The sequence below is a fragment of the Shewanella litoralis genome (assembly GCF_009828585.1).
In the GTDB taxonomy this organism is placed as follows: Bacteria; Pseudomonadota; Gammaproteobacteria; order Enterobacterales; family Shewanellaceae; genus Shewanella; species Shewanella litoralis.
Genome location: NZ_WSRZ01000020.1, coordinates 88333 through 101190, shown reverse-complemented (window position 1 = coordinate 101190; position 12858 = coordinate 88333). Strand labels below are relative to the sequence as shown.

Genomic DNA, 12858 nt, shown 5'->3' with positions numbered 1-12858 from the left:
TATTAGCGCATATGAAGCTCATAAGAAGAGAGTTGGACGTCGATAATCAACAATGCTGCTCAAGATGTGTTTTTAAATAAAAGTCCTGAAATGCGAATAAACCTATAAAAGAAAACCCCCACTTTTAAAAAAAGTGGGGGTTTGTCATTAATCTGATGGCAACCAGTTGGTTGCCATTTTTGTTGCTTAGGAATTAACTAAAACTATCAACTAATGCCATCAACTAATGCCATCAACTTATGCAATTAGCTTATGTCATTATTTAGTAATATTATGCGCCGTGCCAATTACGCATTTGATTGGCTTCAACTGATAACAGTACCACTTCTGAACGGGTCATCATGTCTTGCAATGCCAGTTTATCGGCATTGATTAAAATCCATAAATTACCCACACCGAGTAAAGACCACACCACGCGTGCGCAAGCGGTAATAAAGCTGAGGTTTTGCCCATTAGGGTGTTGGACCTTTAAACGCCAGGCTCTCATGCCCAATGTTTGACCACCACGGCTCCAGAAAATAGCATAAAAACTCACCACACACAGTGCTAGCCATAGTTGGTAAAGTCCGTGATAAAGCGGCGTGTTATTAAGCAAATCAGAGGTGTGCTCAAAACCATTGAGTGAAATCAGGCCGCTGCTTTGTAAGCCAAAAAAGACACCAAAGCCAATTGCACCGGCAAACATATAAACAGCAACGGCAAGGAGGAAATCATAAATAATCGCCCCGCATCTGCGAACAAAGCTGGCTCGAGGAAAATTTGCGTGTTCTGTGTTTAGCATTGACATTCCTTACGACTCACTTGAGGTTAGACTTCATCATCTTCACGAACAAATTTAATGCTGGTAAAGCCAAAACGAGCGAACTCGCTTTTACGGAATTCTTTTTCAGCTTTAGCGCCTTTTTTTGAGGTCAATGCAATCTGCTTTTCCATGGATAAAAACTTTTTTAAATCAATTCCCTCAGCCTCTGCCGCCGCTTCATAAAGGTCGTGGTGTATGTCGTAACTAAATGGAATGGTTTTTGTTTGACCTTTAAAAATGTAAATCACTTGGCGCGCCATGACGAACTCCTGAAATTAATATAAAGCACTTTGTAAAATAATAATGTGATACCTAGGATGATTGTCCTGCCATAAGGTGGGTATTAAGGCATGCGATACCAGGTTGTAAGAATCTAATGGTTGCCTGTGCAGCCTCTTACTTAATGGCTAATTGTCCCACGTTCAACAGGCTATCACCAATATGTTCTCAAAAACTTGCCATAAATTATCAATAAAATTGCTTTTAGCCTCTATCAAGAGGGGATTATAACTGGTTACATTTAAGCTAACGTTAAATATAAATAACAGGCGTTAGCGGGATAACTGCTAAGCGATTGAGTCAGTTTTGTTGATGTAGCGTGTGGTTTAAAGCCTTGTTGCAGCCAGTAAGAATGTGCGTCTTGCACGGCAACGAGTCCTATGCCGTCAATATCTAATGCGCGGCCTTGATTGAGTATGTGTGTTAATAGTTGTTTGCCAATGCCTAAACCTTGCGCATTGGGCGCAATGGCCATGTCATGTAAATACCAACTGTTTACGTCTTGTGTTGTTATCTCAATGGCTAATGAAGGTGCATCTCCCGGTGTCCATGGGTGCACTAAAGCATAGGCTAATACTTGTTGTGCTTGCTCGAAAACCACACAGGTCGCAGGAGACGCCAACCATTTGCTTTGCATTACACTTAAGGACTCTGGCGTGAGCTCGACATAACATTGAGCTTGTATAGTCATAATGCTAGACCAGTCAGTGAGGCAAATCGGACGTATTGGCATATTAATCAGTTTTGGCTTATTTTAGAGGCAATTATACTCAGAAACACATTTAAATCTATGTGCTAATCTGTGTTAAAGTGCCATGCCCATTATTTTAATGGCGGCTAAAACAAATGCGATACTTGGCATAATAAGGAACATGATGACAATGAAAACCCTTCCATCTTTAATGATCACGCGAGCGTTATGTGCTGCTTTAGCATGCTCATCTTTTGCTGCCAATGCAGGTATTGAAGCATTTAAATCCGGCTCCGTGATAAAAGATTATGGCAAGGTTGCAGAGGTGAATAGCAGCCTCGTTATACCTGAAGGAATGATATTCAAAGTAGCGTTTGATTTAGGCCAAGCTGCAAAGCCGGGCGAGCTCAATCGCAGTATAGATACTTTAGCGCGCTTTATTAATATGCACGTGGCTGCAGGAGTAAAATTAGAAAACATTTCATTAGCAATGGTCGTTCATGGGCAAGCTGCCAGCGATATGACGCAAGAGCGATTTTACAAAATGCTCAACACAGGTAAGAGTAATGCTAATACAGACTTAATTACGCAGTTAGTTAAACAAGGCGTTCGCTTTTATGTGTGCGGCCAAACTGCGGCTTATTACGGTATTAAGCCTGATGACTTATTGCCAGGGGTTAACATGGCGTTGTCGGCATTAACGGCTCACGCTGTATTGGCCAATGAAGGTTATAGCGTTAACCCGTTTTAGAGATGCACTGAGGCTTATTCAGCGCGATCAAATACAGCCTGTTGAGTATATTTGTCGATAATACGATCAATCGTGCCGTTAGACTGCAACTCAGCGATGGCAGCATTAATGTTGGGGAGTAATGCTGCGTGTTCTTTACGTAGTCGCATCACTAAATGTCCTTTTGAATGCAGCGCGGCAAACGTGACAGGACAGTTGAGCTGTTTAGCCCAATATAGTGCGGGTAAGTCACCTGAAATCGCCGCTTTAACTCGGTCTTTATAAAGTGCTTTGATGAGTTCTTTTTCTGAGGTGAAATCTACTCGGGTGAACTCTGTGTCATTGTGATACAAATAGCCGCCAACGGTACCAATTTCTTGGCCTGTTAAGCTGTCGCTACTTTGCCAATTTTTAGCGTTAGACGCCAGGGTAATGATGTGCTCTTCAATGGCGATAATGGCAGACGACTGCACAAATAACTCACCTAAATCGCCATTAGGAAACCAACTCGGGCTAACAAAATCAAAGTCAAGCCAGCCGTTGTCTAATGCATAGTTGGTGCGTCTTGGTGGGAAGTTGTGCTTTTCAATTTTGATGTTGGCATGGGCAAGTAATAGGGGCACTAATTCACCTAAAATACCCGGGTTTTCAGGTGAATCGGGTAAGTAATAAGGCACCCAATTACTGGAACCATTAACGTTATATTTGAGCACAGTATCGGCAAACGCTGACGTATATAGAAAAAAGAGTACAAAACAAGTCACTGCAATAACGCTTCTTTTCATGGTACTTCCTCACATTACACGCGTGCCCACAATACGCTCCCAGGTTTGCTTTTGCTAATATTGATCAAGACACAGTAAGCATAAACTTGGATGCAGGTTTTTAGGTCGTAAGGTATAGGTTTTGTGGTGTTTAATCAGAGTCGTTTTCTTATTACCTTGGCTCAATAAAATACCTTGAGCGAGTGCTAAACGTGCCACTTGATTCTCGTCACCACGAATGTACATTGCAATGGGCTTAACGATGTTGTTGTCGATAATGTGTTGATTAAACTCTTTGGCAGAGATGATCAAGCTTGATTGCCCATCACTGTCTAATTTAAGTTTAGCATCAATATCGGTATCGGTAATGACTACCCACTTTTGCGCGGTTAATTCAGCGAGCAGATTATTCAGTCCGGTCCCAGTTGCGATAGCGCTATTATTGGCTTGTTGATACTGTTCGGCAATGCAAGTTAACAGTCGTTTAAGTTGGGCTCCAGCGCCTTGGCTACGAGCTTGACGGATCCAGGTCGTGAGGTCGTCTGCGACTAGCTTAGAAAAACGCTTGGTTTTTAATGACTCAACCATCCAATTGCATAAAAAGTGGCTTTCTTGTGCTGGCGTTTTCGGCGATTTATGCTGCGATGCCGATGTATTTATGGCATCGATGCCGGCCAGGGCTAAAGTCAGTAATGCTTGGTTATATGTTTCGGTGGTCATTTCAACAAATCAATAAAGTAAAGTGACCGCTAGTTTACCGCGGCGCTGTTAATTGCTAAATAGATTTTTTTACAATGCGATGGCCGTTGTTGCATTTGCGGTTAACAACGGCCAGAAGTGATTATTTTTGCGGTGGGAATTGCGCCAAAATTGCGATGACGGTTTTGTTGATCCCCTGGGCTTTTTCTTCGCCACCTTGATCAAAGTGATATTGGCTATTTCCGCGCCAAATTAAGCGCTTATCTTTGGGGTCGACAATATCAATTTGTATCATTTGCGTTTTTGCGGTGTCACTGCCAAGTGGAATACCAATACTTGTGCCTAGGCCAATACCCCCACTCGATCCCCAGGTGCCGGAACCTAGGCCAATAGACAGGCCTGAATCTTTTTCTTTGTCTTGAGTGACAAAAGCGTAATTAACAATAAAGTCAGCATTGTCTGCTTGATAAACATAACCCTGATTAAGCAATGTTTGCTTAATATCCGCATTGATTCTGTCTGCGGTTAATGGGTCGTCAGTTTGCTTAATAGTGAGTTGACTAAAGGTTTTAAGTGCGGCGAAATCATAATCAACATCATAGTCTTGTTTAGGCTTTGTTGTGCATGCCGCGAGGATAAATAAGCTACATATTATTAATGTCAGGCTGCGCCAGGCTGGATTGCTTCCTCTTAACATGGAACGCTTTGATGTTGTCATAAGACCTCCTAAAACGTGTAATAATGTACAAAATTAACTCAATTAGTATAACCTTAAAATACAACGATTGTTGGCCTGTATATTTTTAGGCCTTTATGACTATATCGCATATCAAGAAATAGTCTGCTTTTTATGTACTGGAGTTAATCTCACTGATGATGGAACAGTTAAGTTTTTTCGCGGTCCCCAGCCCTTGTATTGGCGTGTGTCAGTCTGACAGCCGAGGTTATTGTGTTGGGTGTCTTAGGAGCCGTGATGAACGTTTTAACTGGATGACGTTTAGTGAGTTACAAAAGCAAGATGTGATTCGGCTATGCATGCAGCGCAAACGACGCCGCCAATATGCTCTGCATAAAGCCAGACAACAGGAAATACTGAATCAACAAACGGCTCATACTGCGCAATTAGATTTTGAAGATAACAACGACTCGGCCGCAGATGATGTTGATTTAGCGGGTTTTGATTTAGATGGTTAATGTTTTTAGGTCGTTATAACTTAGCTTGCGGTCAGTGAGGTGTTACTGGGCTTTCATCGCATGCCAAAACAGTTTAAAGCTTGCACTGCGATGTTGCTCGTCACTACCGAGTTGTGGATTGTCGGTAAAGAAACGAATAGCCGCTAAGTACTGACCATGGCAGTTTTCGAGTAATAATTCACTGGGAAAATCGGCAATCACTCCATGTTGTTTACCCTGTTCAATCAAATCAACCACAAAGCCTAAAATACTGGTCATCGCTTGCTTTCTTACTGCGGCATCAATATCGGCTGACATTGAGTATTGCAAAAAGAACAATTGTTTAAGTGGTTGTGCTATAGCCCAGTCAATGGCTTTTTGCCATAGGTTATTGGCGTCTTTTTCAATGTCGCCACATAGCTCAATATTGCTGACCATGTTGTTGGCAAACTCTTGTTTAATGGATAGGAAAAGCTGATTCATTATGTCATTTTTAGTTGGAAAATGATGAAACAACGTGCCAGTCGCAACCCCTGCAGCTTTAGCGATTGATGCCGTTGATGTGGCATTAAAGCCTTTTTCGACAAACAGTGACAACGCCGAATCTAAAATGGCTTGTTTCTTATCTGTGATGCTACTCGGTGTACTGCTCATTAATTTAAAGATGCCTTATATTAAGTGGTTTGAACCCAGCAAGTGTTGCCATACATTTGCTGGGACGGGGCATGGTTAGCGTAAGAAAAACTTCATCAATAGGCGTTGGATAACGCCACCATAAGGTGGATGCACAAAGACCCCACTGTTGATTTTACCACTGTTTAATACTGTTTTGGCGTGGCTAAAAGTTAAAAAGCCTTCTTTACCGTGGTAGTGGCCCATACCAGATGGACCAATGCCGCCAAATGGCGCGTCATCTGCGGCGACATGGAACACTGTGTCGTTAATGCATACCCCGCCAGAATGGGTTTGCTGTAAAACAGTTTGCTGGGTTTTGTCATCAAAGCTCATTAAATAAAGCGCAAGCGGTCTGTCTCCACGGTTAACATAACCAATGGCCTCTGACACATTTTGATAGCTAATAATGGGTAATAGTGGCCCAAAGATTTCGTCTTGCATCAGTAACATGTCGTCGCTTGTTTGAGTAATGAGCTGGGTCGCTAATTTGCGAGAACTGCTTGATATAGGGTCATCGGTAGCTGAAGTAATTTTAGCACCTTTGCTTTTTGCATCGTCGAGCACTTTCATTAAACGTTGATACTGACGATCGTTAATTACGTTACCGTAATCGTCGTTATTAACAAAGTTGGGATACATTTTGTTAAACCGCGCCCGATAAGCAGCAATAAATGCATCGACCTTGTCTGCAGGGCAGAGCACATAATCTGGGGCGACACAAATTTGCCCGGCATTTAAACATTTACCAAAAATGAGTCGTTCAACGGCGGTCTCCATTGGCATATCTGGGGCAATGATTGCGGGAGATTTTCCGCCTAACTCTAAGGTGACTGGGGTTAAGTTGTTGGCCGCGGCGCGCATAACATGACGGCCCACTACCGTTGAGCCAGTAAACAAAATATGATCAAAAGGCAACGATGAAAATTCGGCAGCAACTTCAGCTTCGCCTTCAACAATCGTAACCTCTGATTCTGCAAAAACAGTGGCGAGTAAATGGCGTAAAACGGCATTGGTTGCAGGGGTAAACTCAGACATTTTCAGCATGGCACCATTCCCTGCAGCAATGGCTGTGGTCAATGGACCCATGGATAACATAATCGGAAAATTCCACGGCACAATAATGCCTATTACGCCCAATGGCTGATATTGCACAGAAACCTTAGACGGTGACAACAACATTCCCGCATGACGACGACTGGGTTTCATCCATGATTTAAGGTGCTTAATTGTGTAATTGATATTGTTGATGCACGGCAAAATATCTGAAATGACGGTGTCGTTTGCTGAGCGGTGACCATAATCTTGATTAAGGGCATCGATGATTGTTTGTTGGTTATCAAGTAATGCGCGTTTTAGTTTAGTTAATTTGTCAACGCGAGACTGATAACTCGGTGCCGGTTGTGACAAGTAACGGCTTCGTTGTGTGTCGAGTAGTTGTGCGAGTGAGTTTACTGTCTGATCAACTGCCATGTTCATTATTATTCTCCGGCTGAAGTAAGTTGTCGGTTAATCGTGCCTGGTTTTTCAACAAGATCAGTATATTTGTCAATAAGTACAAAAATAGACCGACTGATTAGTCGGTCTGATGTTAGGCGTGTTTTTGATCAAACGCAAGTTTTCGATACACTTTTGATTTTGATCACTAAAAAACAGCCTATTAATGACTACACTTAATATGAAAGGGGAGTGATTAATCTTGCAGATACGATTATTGGGTTGTAATGATATTTCGGGTTGTATTGATATCTTCGGATTTTCTTGGCGTTATTTAGCAGTAGTTACAATGGTTACTGTCATCGTTAAGCGGTTAATTCACTCATAAGCTGTTCACGCATAGGAGGGTAACAACATGCGTACACGTAATATTTTATGGCCTACAGATTTTTCTGACACGGCTTCACATGCTTTGCGATATGCGATTGAAATGGCAAATTTGTACAATGTGGGTATTCGTATTTTGAATGTAGTTGATCAACCTCTTGGTGACGAAAATTATATGGTGCTCGCTATTACACCAGAAGAATTAGCTAAAACCATGGAAGATGCTGCCGCTAGGCAAATGCATGAATTATTAGCCCAGTTAAAAACCGATTTAAAGGTCGAAACGGTGATCCGTCGTGGTGATGCGGTGACCGAAATTTTGGCTGAAGCCAATAGCGATGAAATTGGCATGGTGGTTATCGCCAGTCATGGTCGCACAGGTCTTGCACACTTTTTACATGATAATGTCGCAGAAGAAGTCGCCAATAAGGCGAAATGCCCGGTGTTAGTGGTTAAGTAACTCTTAGCTGTTTGAGCCTGGTTGAATTAACAATGCTGACCAGTCACCAGTGCTGGTTGACTGGCAGCATTTGAGATATCGTTGAGAAAGTGTCTGTTTATACAGTTTATTTGCGTATGCGGTATGACGTTAAATCCAGTTTTGGGTATTACGACTCACAGTATGTAACGAACGTGAAATAATCTGCTCAGCAATGTGGATAGGGATATAGGGAAACACGATACTGCCGCTGGCCAAACCGACTTCCACATAAGCAAGTTTAGAACGCTTCTGTCCTTGCGTTTGAGTTATTTTGACATGTTGGACCTTGTCATAGGCAATGCGTTTCCACTGCCTACCTAATAAACCTGTATGCTGCCAAATCACATTATCTTCAATCACATACCCCCAATTTCGATAGCGTAAATAGATGACTCCAATGATGACAGCGGTCATTAACCATGTCATTTCAAAATAACTCCAGTTGCGACCATCGAACCAAGCGATAACCGACAGTAAAATGGCGATTGCAAGTGGCAACATGATCCGTTTTGTAAACCAATGAATGTGAATACGGGTGTAATGGCGCGGTAAAGCAGTTGCGCCACCACTGAGATTGGGCATGGCCGCTAATATTGTTTCAACTTCGCTGGGTTTAACACTGGGGACCAACATGTGCTGCTTGGTTTTTTGCTCAACCTCTTGACCTTTAACCTGCTTAAAATACAAGGTCCATCGTGCAAACAAGCGTGCCAACACTGGCTGCTGAGCATGGATAAGTTGTACCCGTTTAATGGCTAATGCATCTTGTTGATGTGACAGCACACCGCCACTGCGCTGAAGGGTGTCGTCATGTCTGTCTAGTTTGTAAGGGTAATATTTTAACACGGCAGCGATAATCGATATGAGTGAAAACAACCCGTACAAAAAGAGTAAACCGACAATGAAAAACAAGCTTTGTAAGCCGATATTTTCATGGGTTTGACTTTCTATCCATAACCAGAATTGTTTGGCCAATGGCGAGTCAAATATCTTTTCCATATCGATTTGCCCCACGATGGGGCCAGCAATTACCGCAAACCAAATAAAGTTATTATGGTAAAAGCCAAAAAGTAATAAATCGCCAAACGACTTACGAGCAATAGGCTGTGACTCATGTTGCTCAGAATAGATGGCGTCAGCAACAGTGCTTTGTGCATGATCTATTGATGCTTGAGTAGGCTGATTTAGCGGGTTTTCTGCTTGTTTTAATTTAAGCAATAACCGTTTAAGTGTTTGTGCTTGCTGGGTGTCTAAAGCGACAAGCTGTGCCTCATCTTTTTTGGAACCGGCGGTTTCAATGACGAGAGTGCCCAATGCAAGCGGTTTAAAATAAAAAGGTTGCTCATAACGAATATTTTGAATGCGGCTAAGGGGAATTTCATCTTTTTTAGTGAAGAATAGCCCACGTTTTACCTCGAGTTGATCGCCGTTTAAACGAAAGCGGAATTTACGCCACTCAATGGTGGCAGCAATGCTCACAAGGATGATGATTGCGCTAATAGCCAGGATAAACCATTGTGCATCAAAGCCTTGTTGCCAGCCAGTATACACAAATGGGATCACCGCATAACCGTTGCTGAGAATGCCTTTTAGGGTGCTAAAAATATAAGTAATAATCGACCAGGGTGATAATGCTTGCCATTGTTTGAGTTGATTGGCGAGATCAACACTGCTGTGCTGCTGAGTCGTAGCAGCCTCTATAACATCAGGTTGTTTTATCGATTGAGGTGTTTTTGGCAACTCATCCATGAGGTGTGTCCTCAACGGATGTTTCGGCTTTAGACGTGGTGAGTTGATGCTCCGCATCTGCGGTGGTTTGAGTGTCATTTTGTAGTGGACTATTGCTGTCATGCTCAGGCGGTTCAGTTATAGGCTGGTGGCTCGATGCAGCTTTAGCTAACAGGTGCTGACGTATATGTTCAGCCAGTTCAGCATTGAGTCCGGGCAAATCAATCTCTGCCACGCCACTGCCGGCGCTAAAACATTTTAATGACACCAGATTAAATTTTCGCTCAGCTGGCCCTTGAGACAAGTTAACGTGCTGCAGGCGGGTATAAGGTAGGGCTGTTGTTGACACCCAAAATAGCCCTTCACGTAACACCAGCTCATGCTCAAATACACCATAGGCAATCCGTTTGGCTTTCATATGGATAAGCTTAATGATAATTGCAGCTAGCAATGCATAACCTGGCAATATTGATAAGGTCACGCCTGTTGGAATATCAGGGTTTACTAAGCCAAAAACAGTAATGACAAGGGTGATTATTACGGCGATGCTGACACTGATGATAAGCAGTAATTTAGGATAGTTAGCATCGACAGTTTGCAGCGCTAACCTGGATAATGGGATATATTGTGCCGGCCGGAGTATATGACCATGTTGGTAAAAGGTTAACTCTGCCGCTGACTCAGCTGTAGAATCTGAGGCTTGTGCGACGAAAGGCTGGCTTTTTTGTGTCGGATCCATTTTCATTATTGTGTTATACCTTTGTTACCGTCTGCGTGTCATATTGCCATGGTTTTAGGGCAATTTGCGACTAACAGGTTGTAAATGTTTATCTCAAACCGCAGTTTGATTATTGCTTAGCTGTTGATATTACTTGCATGCAGGGCAACACATGCAGTAATTTCAGATAAAGTCGTATTATTTATAGGGCGTTATATCGATGTTTTCTCAACTTAACCTTATTAATAAATCGCAAAAAGCTTTTTTGCGGAAATTGTATTTAGCGCATTTACTTGATGAAGAACAGCATAACTTGTTGAGCTTACAAAAGTTAACGGGTATGCCTAGACGAACGTTACAAGATGCTATTACTGCGTTTGCAGATATTGGCATTAAAGTCGATTTTATTCAGCAAGGACAGCGACATAATGAAGGGTATTACCGAATTTCGACCTGGGGGCCGATTAGCAGTGCCTGGGTAAATAGTCACTTTCAACAGATCAAAATGGTAATAGAAGAGGGTGAACCTCAAGAGTTAGCCAGCTAGTTTACTTGGCTATAATGCGGTTTGAACACGAGTTAGCTATGACAATCCACATTTTATTATTTGATAATCAAGGTCATTTATTGTCGCATGGAGATGACAGTTTAATGACGCAATACGACCCTAATCAACATCTTATTTGGATTGATATTAGTGGCCCTAATAACCAGGCTTTCTTTAACGCTCATCCACAGTTTGGGATTGATAATCTCGATTTTGAAGACGCGCATCGTGAGCGTCATCCGCCACAAATAGAAGCCAACAGTGATCACGCTTATTTACTCACTCACGAGCTGATGGAACGCGAGAGTTATTTAATACTCGATAGAAGCCATTTGCTGATGCACGTTAATAGCCAGTTTTTAATTACTCAGCACCTCAAGCCATCGATTAGTGTCAATAAGGTTAGCCAACAGTTGATGGCAGCTAACTCAATTGACTCCCCAGAAATGAGCTCGGTGTGCTTTGCTATTATGCGGCAAATCGTTATCGATTATTTGGCGGTGATGCTGGCCTTAGAAGAACGCCTTAACGATATAGAAGATGAAATTTTTGCGTCATCAAGCGATGATTTACTCGCTGAATTGTTGGCATATAGCAGTAAATTACAAAAGGCTAAGCGTTCATTTAATTATCATGAAGAATTGTTACAGCAGCTACTAGGTAATGATGCTCAACAACACATTGGGTTTGATTACACCCAGTTGAGTTATTTATATAATCAGTTTGAACGGCTATCGAGCAGAGCCAGCTTATACCAGGGCTTAGTCAGTAGTTTAATCAATGGCTTTATTTCTGTGAGTGCACATAAAACCAACCGGGTAATGATGACATTAACCCTAGTGACGGCCATTTTTTTACCCCTAACGTTAGTTGCAGGGATTTACGGGATGAACTTTGACAATATGCCAGAGCTTAAATGGCCCTATGGGTATTTTGCCGTATTGATGTTAATGGCACTTATTGTGATATCGGGTTTATGGATTGCAAAAATAAAGCGCTGGTTTTAACGCTACCGCATTAATGGGAGTCATAGTGGCAGATTTACAACAGGGGTTTGATTTTGATGCGCCATACCCTGAGTTAGCTCATGAGCAAGATAACGCCATTGTTGCTCAACACGTTAACCCTCTAAATAATCACCAAATTGATCAGCAAATCAATCCTCCCGTCTCCTGGATTAAAGGCTTCTTGTCCGCTAAACAGCAACAGTTGTTGTTTAATGAGGTGGCTCACTATCCTTTAGAAAAAGTCGCGATTGAAGTGTATGGTAAGCAACATCTTATTCCACGAACGCAAGCCTGGTTTGGCGATGTGGGCTGCGATTATCATTATTCTAAATTGCACATTAGCGCATTACCCTGGCCCAAAGTATTAAGTCGCTTACGACTAAAGCTGTTAAGCGATCATCAAATTCAAAGCAATTCAGTGTTAGTGAATCGCTACGCTGATGGGCATGATTGTATGGGCTGGCACAGTGATGATGAACCTGAAATCGTCACTAATTCTGCTATTGCATCGGTCACCTTAGGCGCTTGCAGAGATTTTATTGTGCGCCATAAAGAGACGCAAACGAAAGTAAAGTATGCACTGGAATCGGGCGATTTATTGATAATGCATCCAGGCATGCAACAGCACTGGCAGCATGCTTTACCTAAACGGCTTAAGGTCACCGAGCCAAGAATTAATTTTACTTTTAGGCATATTATCCCTCATTACTACCGCTAAGTATTTGCCGTAAAAAATTTTGTTA

Annotated in this window: 16 protein-coding genes; 6 read left to right on the top strand and 10 right to left on the bottom strand. The window is 42.2% G+C overall.

The window, feature by feature from the left end; translation table 11 throughout:
• Positions 1-271: 271 nt before the first annotated feature.
• The 3 genes from GQA99_RS15660 to GQA99_RS15650 all read right to left on the bottom strand — a co-directional run bounded on the left by GQA99_RS15660 (position 272) and on the right by GQA99_RS15650 (position 1772).
• Positions 272-781, bottom strand: a complete 510-nt coding sequence (locus GQA99_RS15660; RefSeq protein ID WP_160055392.1) for an RDD family protein — start codon at positions 779-781, stop codon at positions 272-274.
• Positions 782-807: 26 nt separating this feature from the next.
• Positions 808-1062: a DUF2960 domain-containing protein gene (locus GQA99_RS15655; protein ID WP_160055390.1), complete on the bottom strand. Its 255-nt coding sequence runs from the start codon at positions 1060-1062 to the stop codon at positions 808-810.
• Between the two features lie 260 nt (positions 1063-1322).
• Positions 1323-1772 (bottom strand): GNAT family N-acetyltransferase, encoded by a 450-nt coding sequence (locus GQA99_RS15650; protein WP_160055388.1) that lies wholly within the window; start codon positions 1770-1772, stop codon positions 1323-1325.
• 184 nt (positions 1773-1956) lie between these two features.
• Between GQA99_RS15650 and GQA99_RS15645 the strand changes: the two genes are divergently transcribed.
• Entirely contained in the window at positions 1957-2523 is a 567-nt protein-coding gene (locus GQA99_RS15645; protein WP_160055406.1) for a DsrE family protein, read from the top strand.
• 14 nt (positions 2524-2537) lie between these two features.
• On the opposite strand, the gene GQA99_RS15640 is transcribed toward GQA99_RS15645, so the two are convergent.
• From GQA99_RS15640 to GQA99_RS15630, 3 genes are all read right to left on the bottom strand, one after another.
• Positions 2538-3287, bottom strand: a complete 750-nt coding sequence (locus GQA99_RS15640; RefSeq protein WP_160055386.1) for a substrate-binding periplasmic protein — start codon at positions 3285-3287, stop codon at positions 2538-2540.
• 54 nt (positions 3288-3341) lie between these two features.
• A complete protein-coding gene (locus GQA99_RS15635) occupies positions 3342-3986 on the bottom strand; it encodes a DUF2913 family protein (RefSeq protein WP_160055384.1) in 645 nt (214 codons plus the stop codon).
• 121 nt (positions 3987-4107) lie between these two features.
• Positions 4108-4683 carry a DUF4136 domain-containing protein gene (locus GQA99_RS15630; RefSeq protein ID WP_373291453.1) on the bottom strand — a complete coding sequence of 192 codons (576 nt, stop codon included), beginning with the start codon at positions 4681-4683 and terminating at the stop codon, positions 4108-4110.
• A 158-nt stretch (positions 4684-4841) separates the two neighbouring features.
• Here GQA99_RS15630 and GQA99_RS15625 point away from each other — a divergent pair, with 158 nt between their 5' ends.
• Positions 4842-5159, top strand: coding sequence for a DUF1289 domain-containing protein (locus tag GQA99_RS15625; protein ID WP_160055402.1), 318 nt, complete (start codon positions 4842-4844; stop codon positions 5157-5159).
• A 42-nt stretch (positions 5160-5201) separates the two neighbouring features.
• Here GQA99_RS15625 and GQA99_RS15620 read toward each other — a convergent pair whose 3' ends face one another.
• A complete protein-coding gene (locus tag GQA99_RS15620; RefSeq protein ID WP_160055382.1) occupies positions 5202-5792 on the bottom strand; it encodes a TetR/AcrR family transcriptional regulator in 591 nt (196 codons plus the stop codon).
• 75 nt (positions 5793-5867) lie between these two features.
• Positions 5868-7289 (bottom strand): coniferyl aldehyde dehydrogenase, encoded by a 1422-nt coding sequence (locus tag GQA99_RS15615; RefSeq protein WP_160055380.1) that lies wholly within the window; start codon positions 7287-7289, stop codon positions 5868-5870.
• Between the two features lie 373 nt (positions 7290-7662).
• Here GQA99_RS15615 and GQA99_RS15610 point away from each other — a divergent pair, with 373 nt between their 5' ends.
• Entirely contained in the window at positions 7663-8094 is a 432-nt protein-coding gene (locus GQA99_RS15610) for a universal stress protein (protein WP_160055378.1), read from the top strand.
• A 129-nt stretch (positions 8095-8223) separates the two neighbouring features.
• Here the strand turns inward: GQA99_RS15610 and GQA99_RS15605 are convergent, their stop codons facing one another.
• On the bottom strand, positions 8224-9864 hold the full coding sequence (locus GQA99_RS15605) for a PH domain-containing protein (protein ID WP_160055376.1): 1641 nt from the start codon (positions 9862-9864) through the stop codon (positions 8224-8226).
• Complete coding sequence (locus GQA99_RS15600; RefSeq protein ID WP_160055374.1) at positions 9857-10588, bottom strand: PH domain-containing protein; 732 nt, start codon at positions 10586-10588, stop codon at positions 9857-9859. Before GQA99_RS15600 ends, GQA99_RS15605 begins: the two co-directional genes overlap by 8 nt.
• Before the next feature lie 193 nt (positions 10589-10781).
• On the opposite strand from GQA99_RS15600, the gene GQA99_RS15595 reads away from it, so the two are divergent.
• From GQA99_RS15595 to GQA99_RS15585, 3 genes are all read left to right on the top strand, one after another.
• Positions 10782-11108, top strand: a complete 327-nt coding sequence (locus tag GQA99_RS15595) for a winged helix-turn-helix domain-containing protein (protein ID WP_160055372.1) — start codon at positions 10782-10784, stop codon at positions 11106-11108.
• 38 nt (positions 11109-11146) lie between these two features.
• Positions 11147-12115: a magnesium transporter CorA family protein gene (locus tag GQA99_RS15590; RefSeq protein ID WP_160055370.1), complete on the top strand. Its 969-nt coding sequence runs from the start codon at positions 11147-11149 to the stop codon at positions 12113-12115.
• A gap of 97 nt (positions 12116-12212) precedes the next feature.
• Complete coding sequence (locus tag GQA99_RS15585; RefSeq protein ID WP_373291454.1) at positions 12213-12833, top strand: alpha-ketoglutarate-dependent dioxygenase AlkB family protein; 621 nt, start codon at positions 12213-12215, stop codon at positions 12831-12833.
• Positions 12834-12858 lie beyond the last annotated feature (25 nt).

Excerpts from the sequence above, each read along its gene's own strand:
- GQA99_RS15660 (WP_160055392.1), bottom strand. The coding sequence starts at position 781 with ATGCTAAACACAGAACACGCAAATTTTCCTCGAGCCAGCTTTGTTCGC.
- GQA99_RS15655 (WP_160055390.1), bottom strand. The coding sequence starts at position 1,062 with ATGGCGCGCCAAGTGATTTACATTTTTAAAGGTCAAACAAAAACCATT.
- GQA99_RS15650 (WP_160055388.1), bottom strand. The coding sequence starts at position 1,772 with ATGACTATACAAGCTCAATGTTATGTCGAGCTCACGCCAGAGTCCTTA.
- GQA99_RS15645 (WP_160055406.1), top strand. The coding sequence starts at position 1,957 with ATGACAATGAAAACCCTTCCATCTTTAATGATCACGCGAGCGTTATGT.
- GQA99_RS15640 (WP_160055386.1), bottom strand. The coding sequence starts at position 3,287 with ATGAAAAGAAGCGTTATTGCAGTGACTTGTTTTGTACTCTTTTTTCTA.
- GQA99_RS15635 (WP_160055384.1), bottom strand. The coding sequence starts at position 3,986 with ATGACCACCGAAACATATAACCAAGCATTACTGACTTTAGCCCTGGCC.
- GQA99_RS15630 (WP_373291453.1), bottom strand. The coding sequence starts at position 4,683 with ATGACAACATCAAAGCGTTCCATGTTAAGAGGAAGCAATCCAGCCTGG.
- GQA99_RS15625 (WP_160055402.1), top strand. The coding sequence starts at position 4,842 with ATGGAACAGTTAAGTTTTTTCGCGGTCCCCAGCCCTTGTATTGGCGTG.
- GQA99_RS15620 (WP_160055382.1), bottom strand. The coding sequence starts at position 5,792 with ATGAGCAGTACACCGAGTAGCATCACAGATAAGAAACAAGCCATTTTA.
- GQA99_RS15615 (WP_160055380.1), bottom strand. The coding sequence starts at position 7,289 with ATGAACATGGCAGTTGATCAGACAGTAAACTCACTCGCACAACTACTC.
- GQA99_RS15610 (WP_160055378.1), top strand. The coding sequence starts at position 7,663 with ATGCGTACACGTAATATTTTATGGCCTACAGATTTTTCTGACACGGCT.
- GQA99_RS15605 (WP_160055376.1), bottom strand. The coding sequence starts at position 9,864 with ATGGATGAGTTGCCAAAAACACCTCAATCGATAAAACAACCTGATGTT.
- GQA99_RS15600 (WP_160055374.1), bottom strand. The coding sequence starts at position 10,588 with ATGAAAATGGATCCGACACAAAAAAGCCAGCCTTTCGTCGCACAAGCC.
- GQA99_RS15595 (WP_160055372.1), top strand. The coding sequence starts at position 10,782 with ATGTTTTCTCAACTTAACCTTATTAATAAATCGCAAAAAGCTTTTTTG.
- GQA99_RS15590 (WP_160055370.1), top strand. The coding sequence starts at position 11,147 with ATGACAATCCACATTTTATTATTTGATAATCAAGGTCATTTATTGTCG.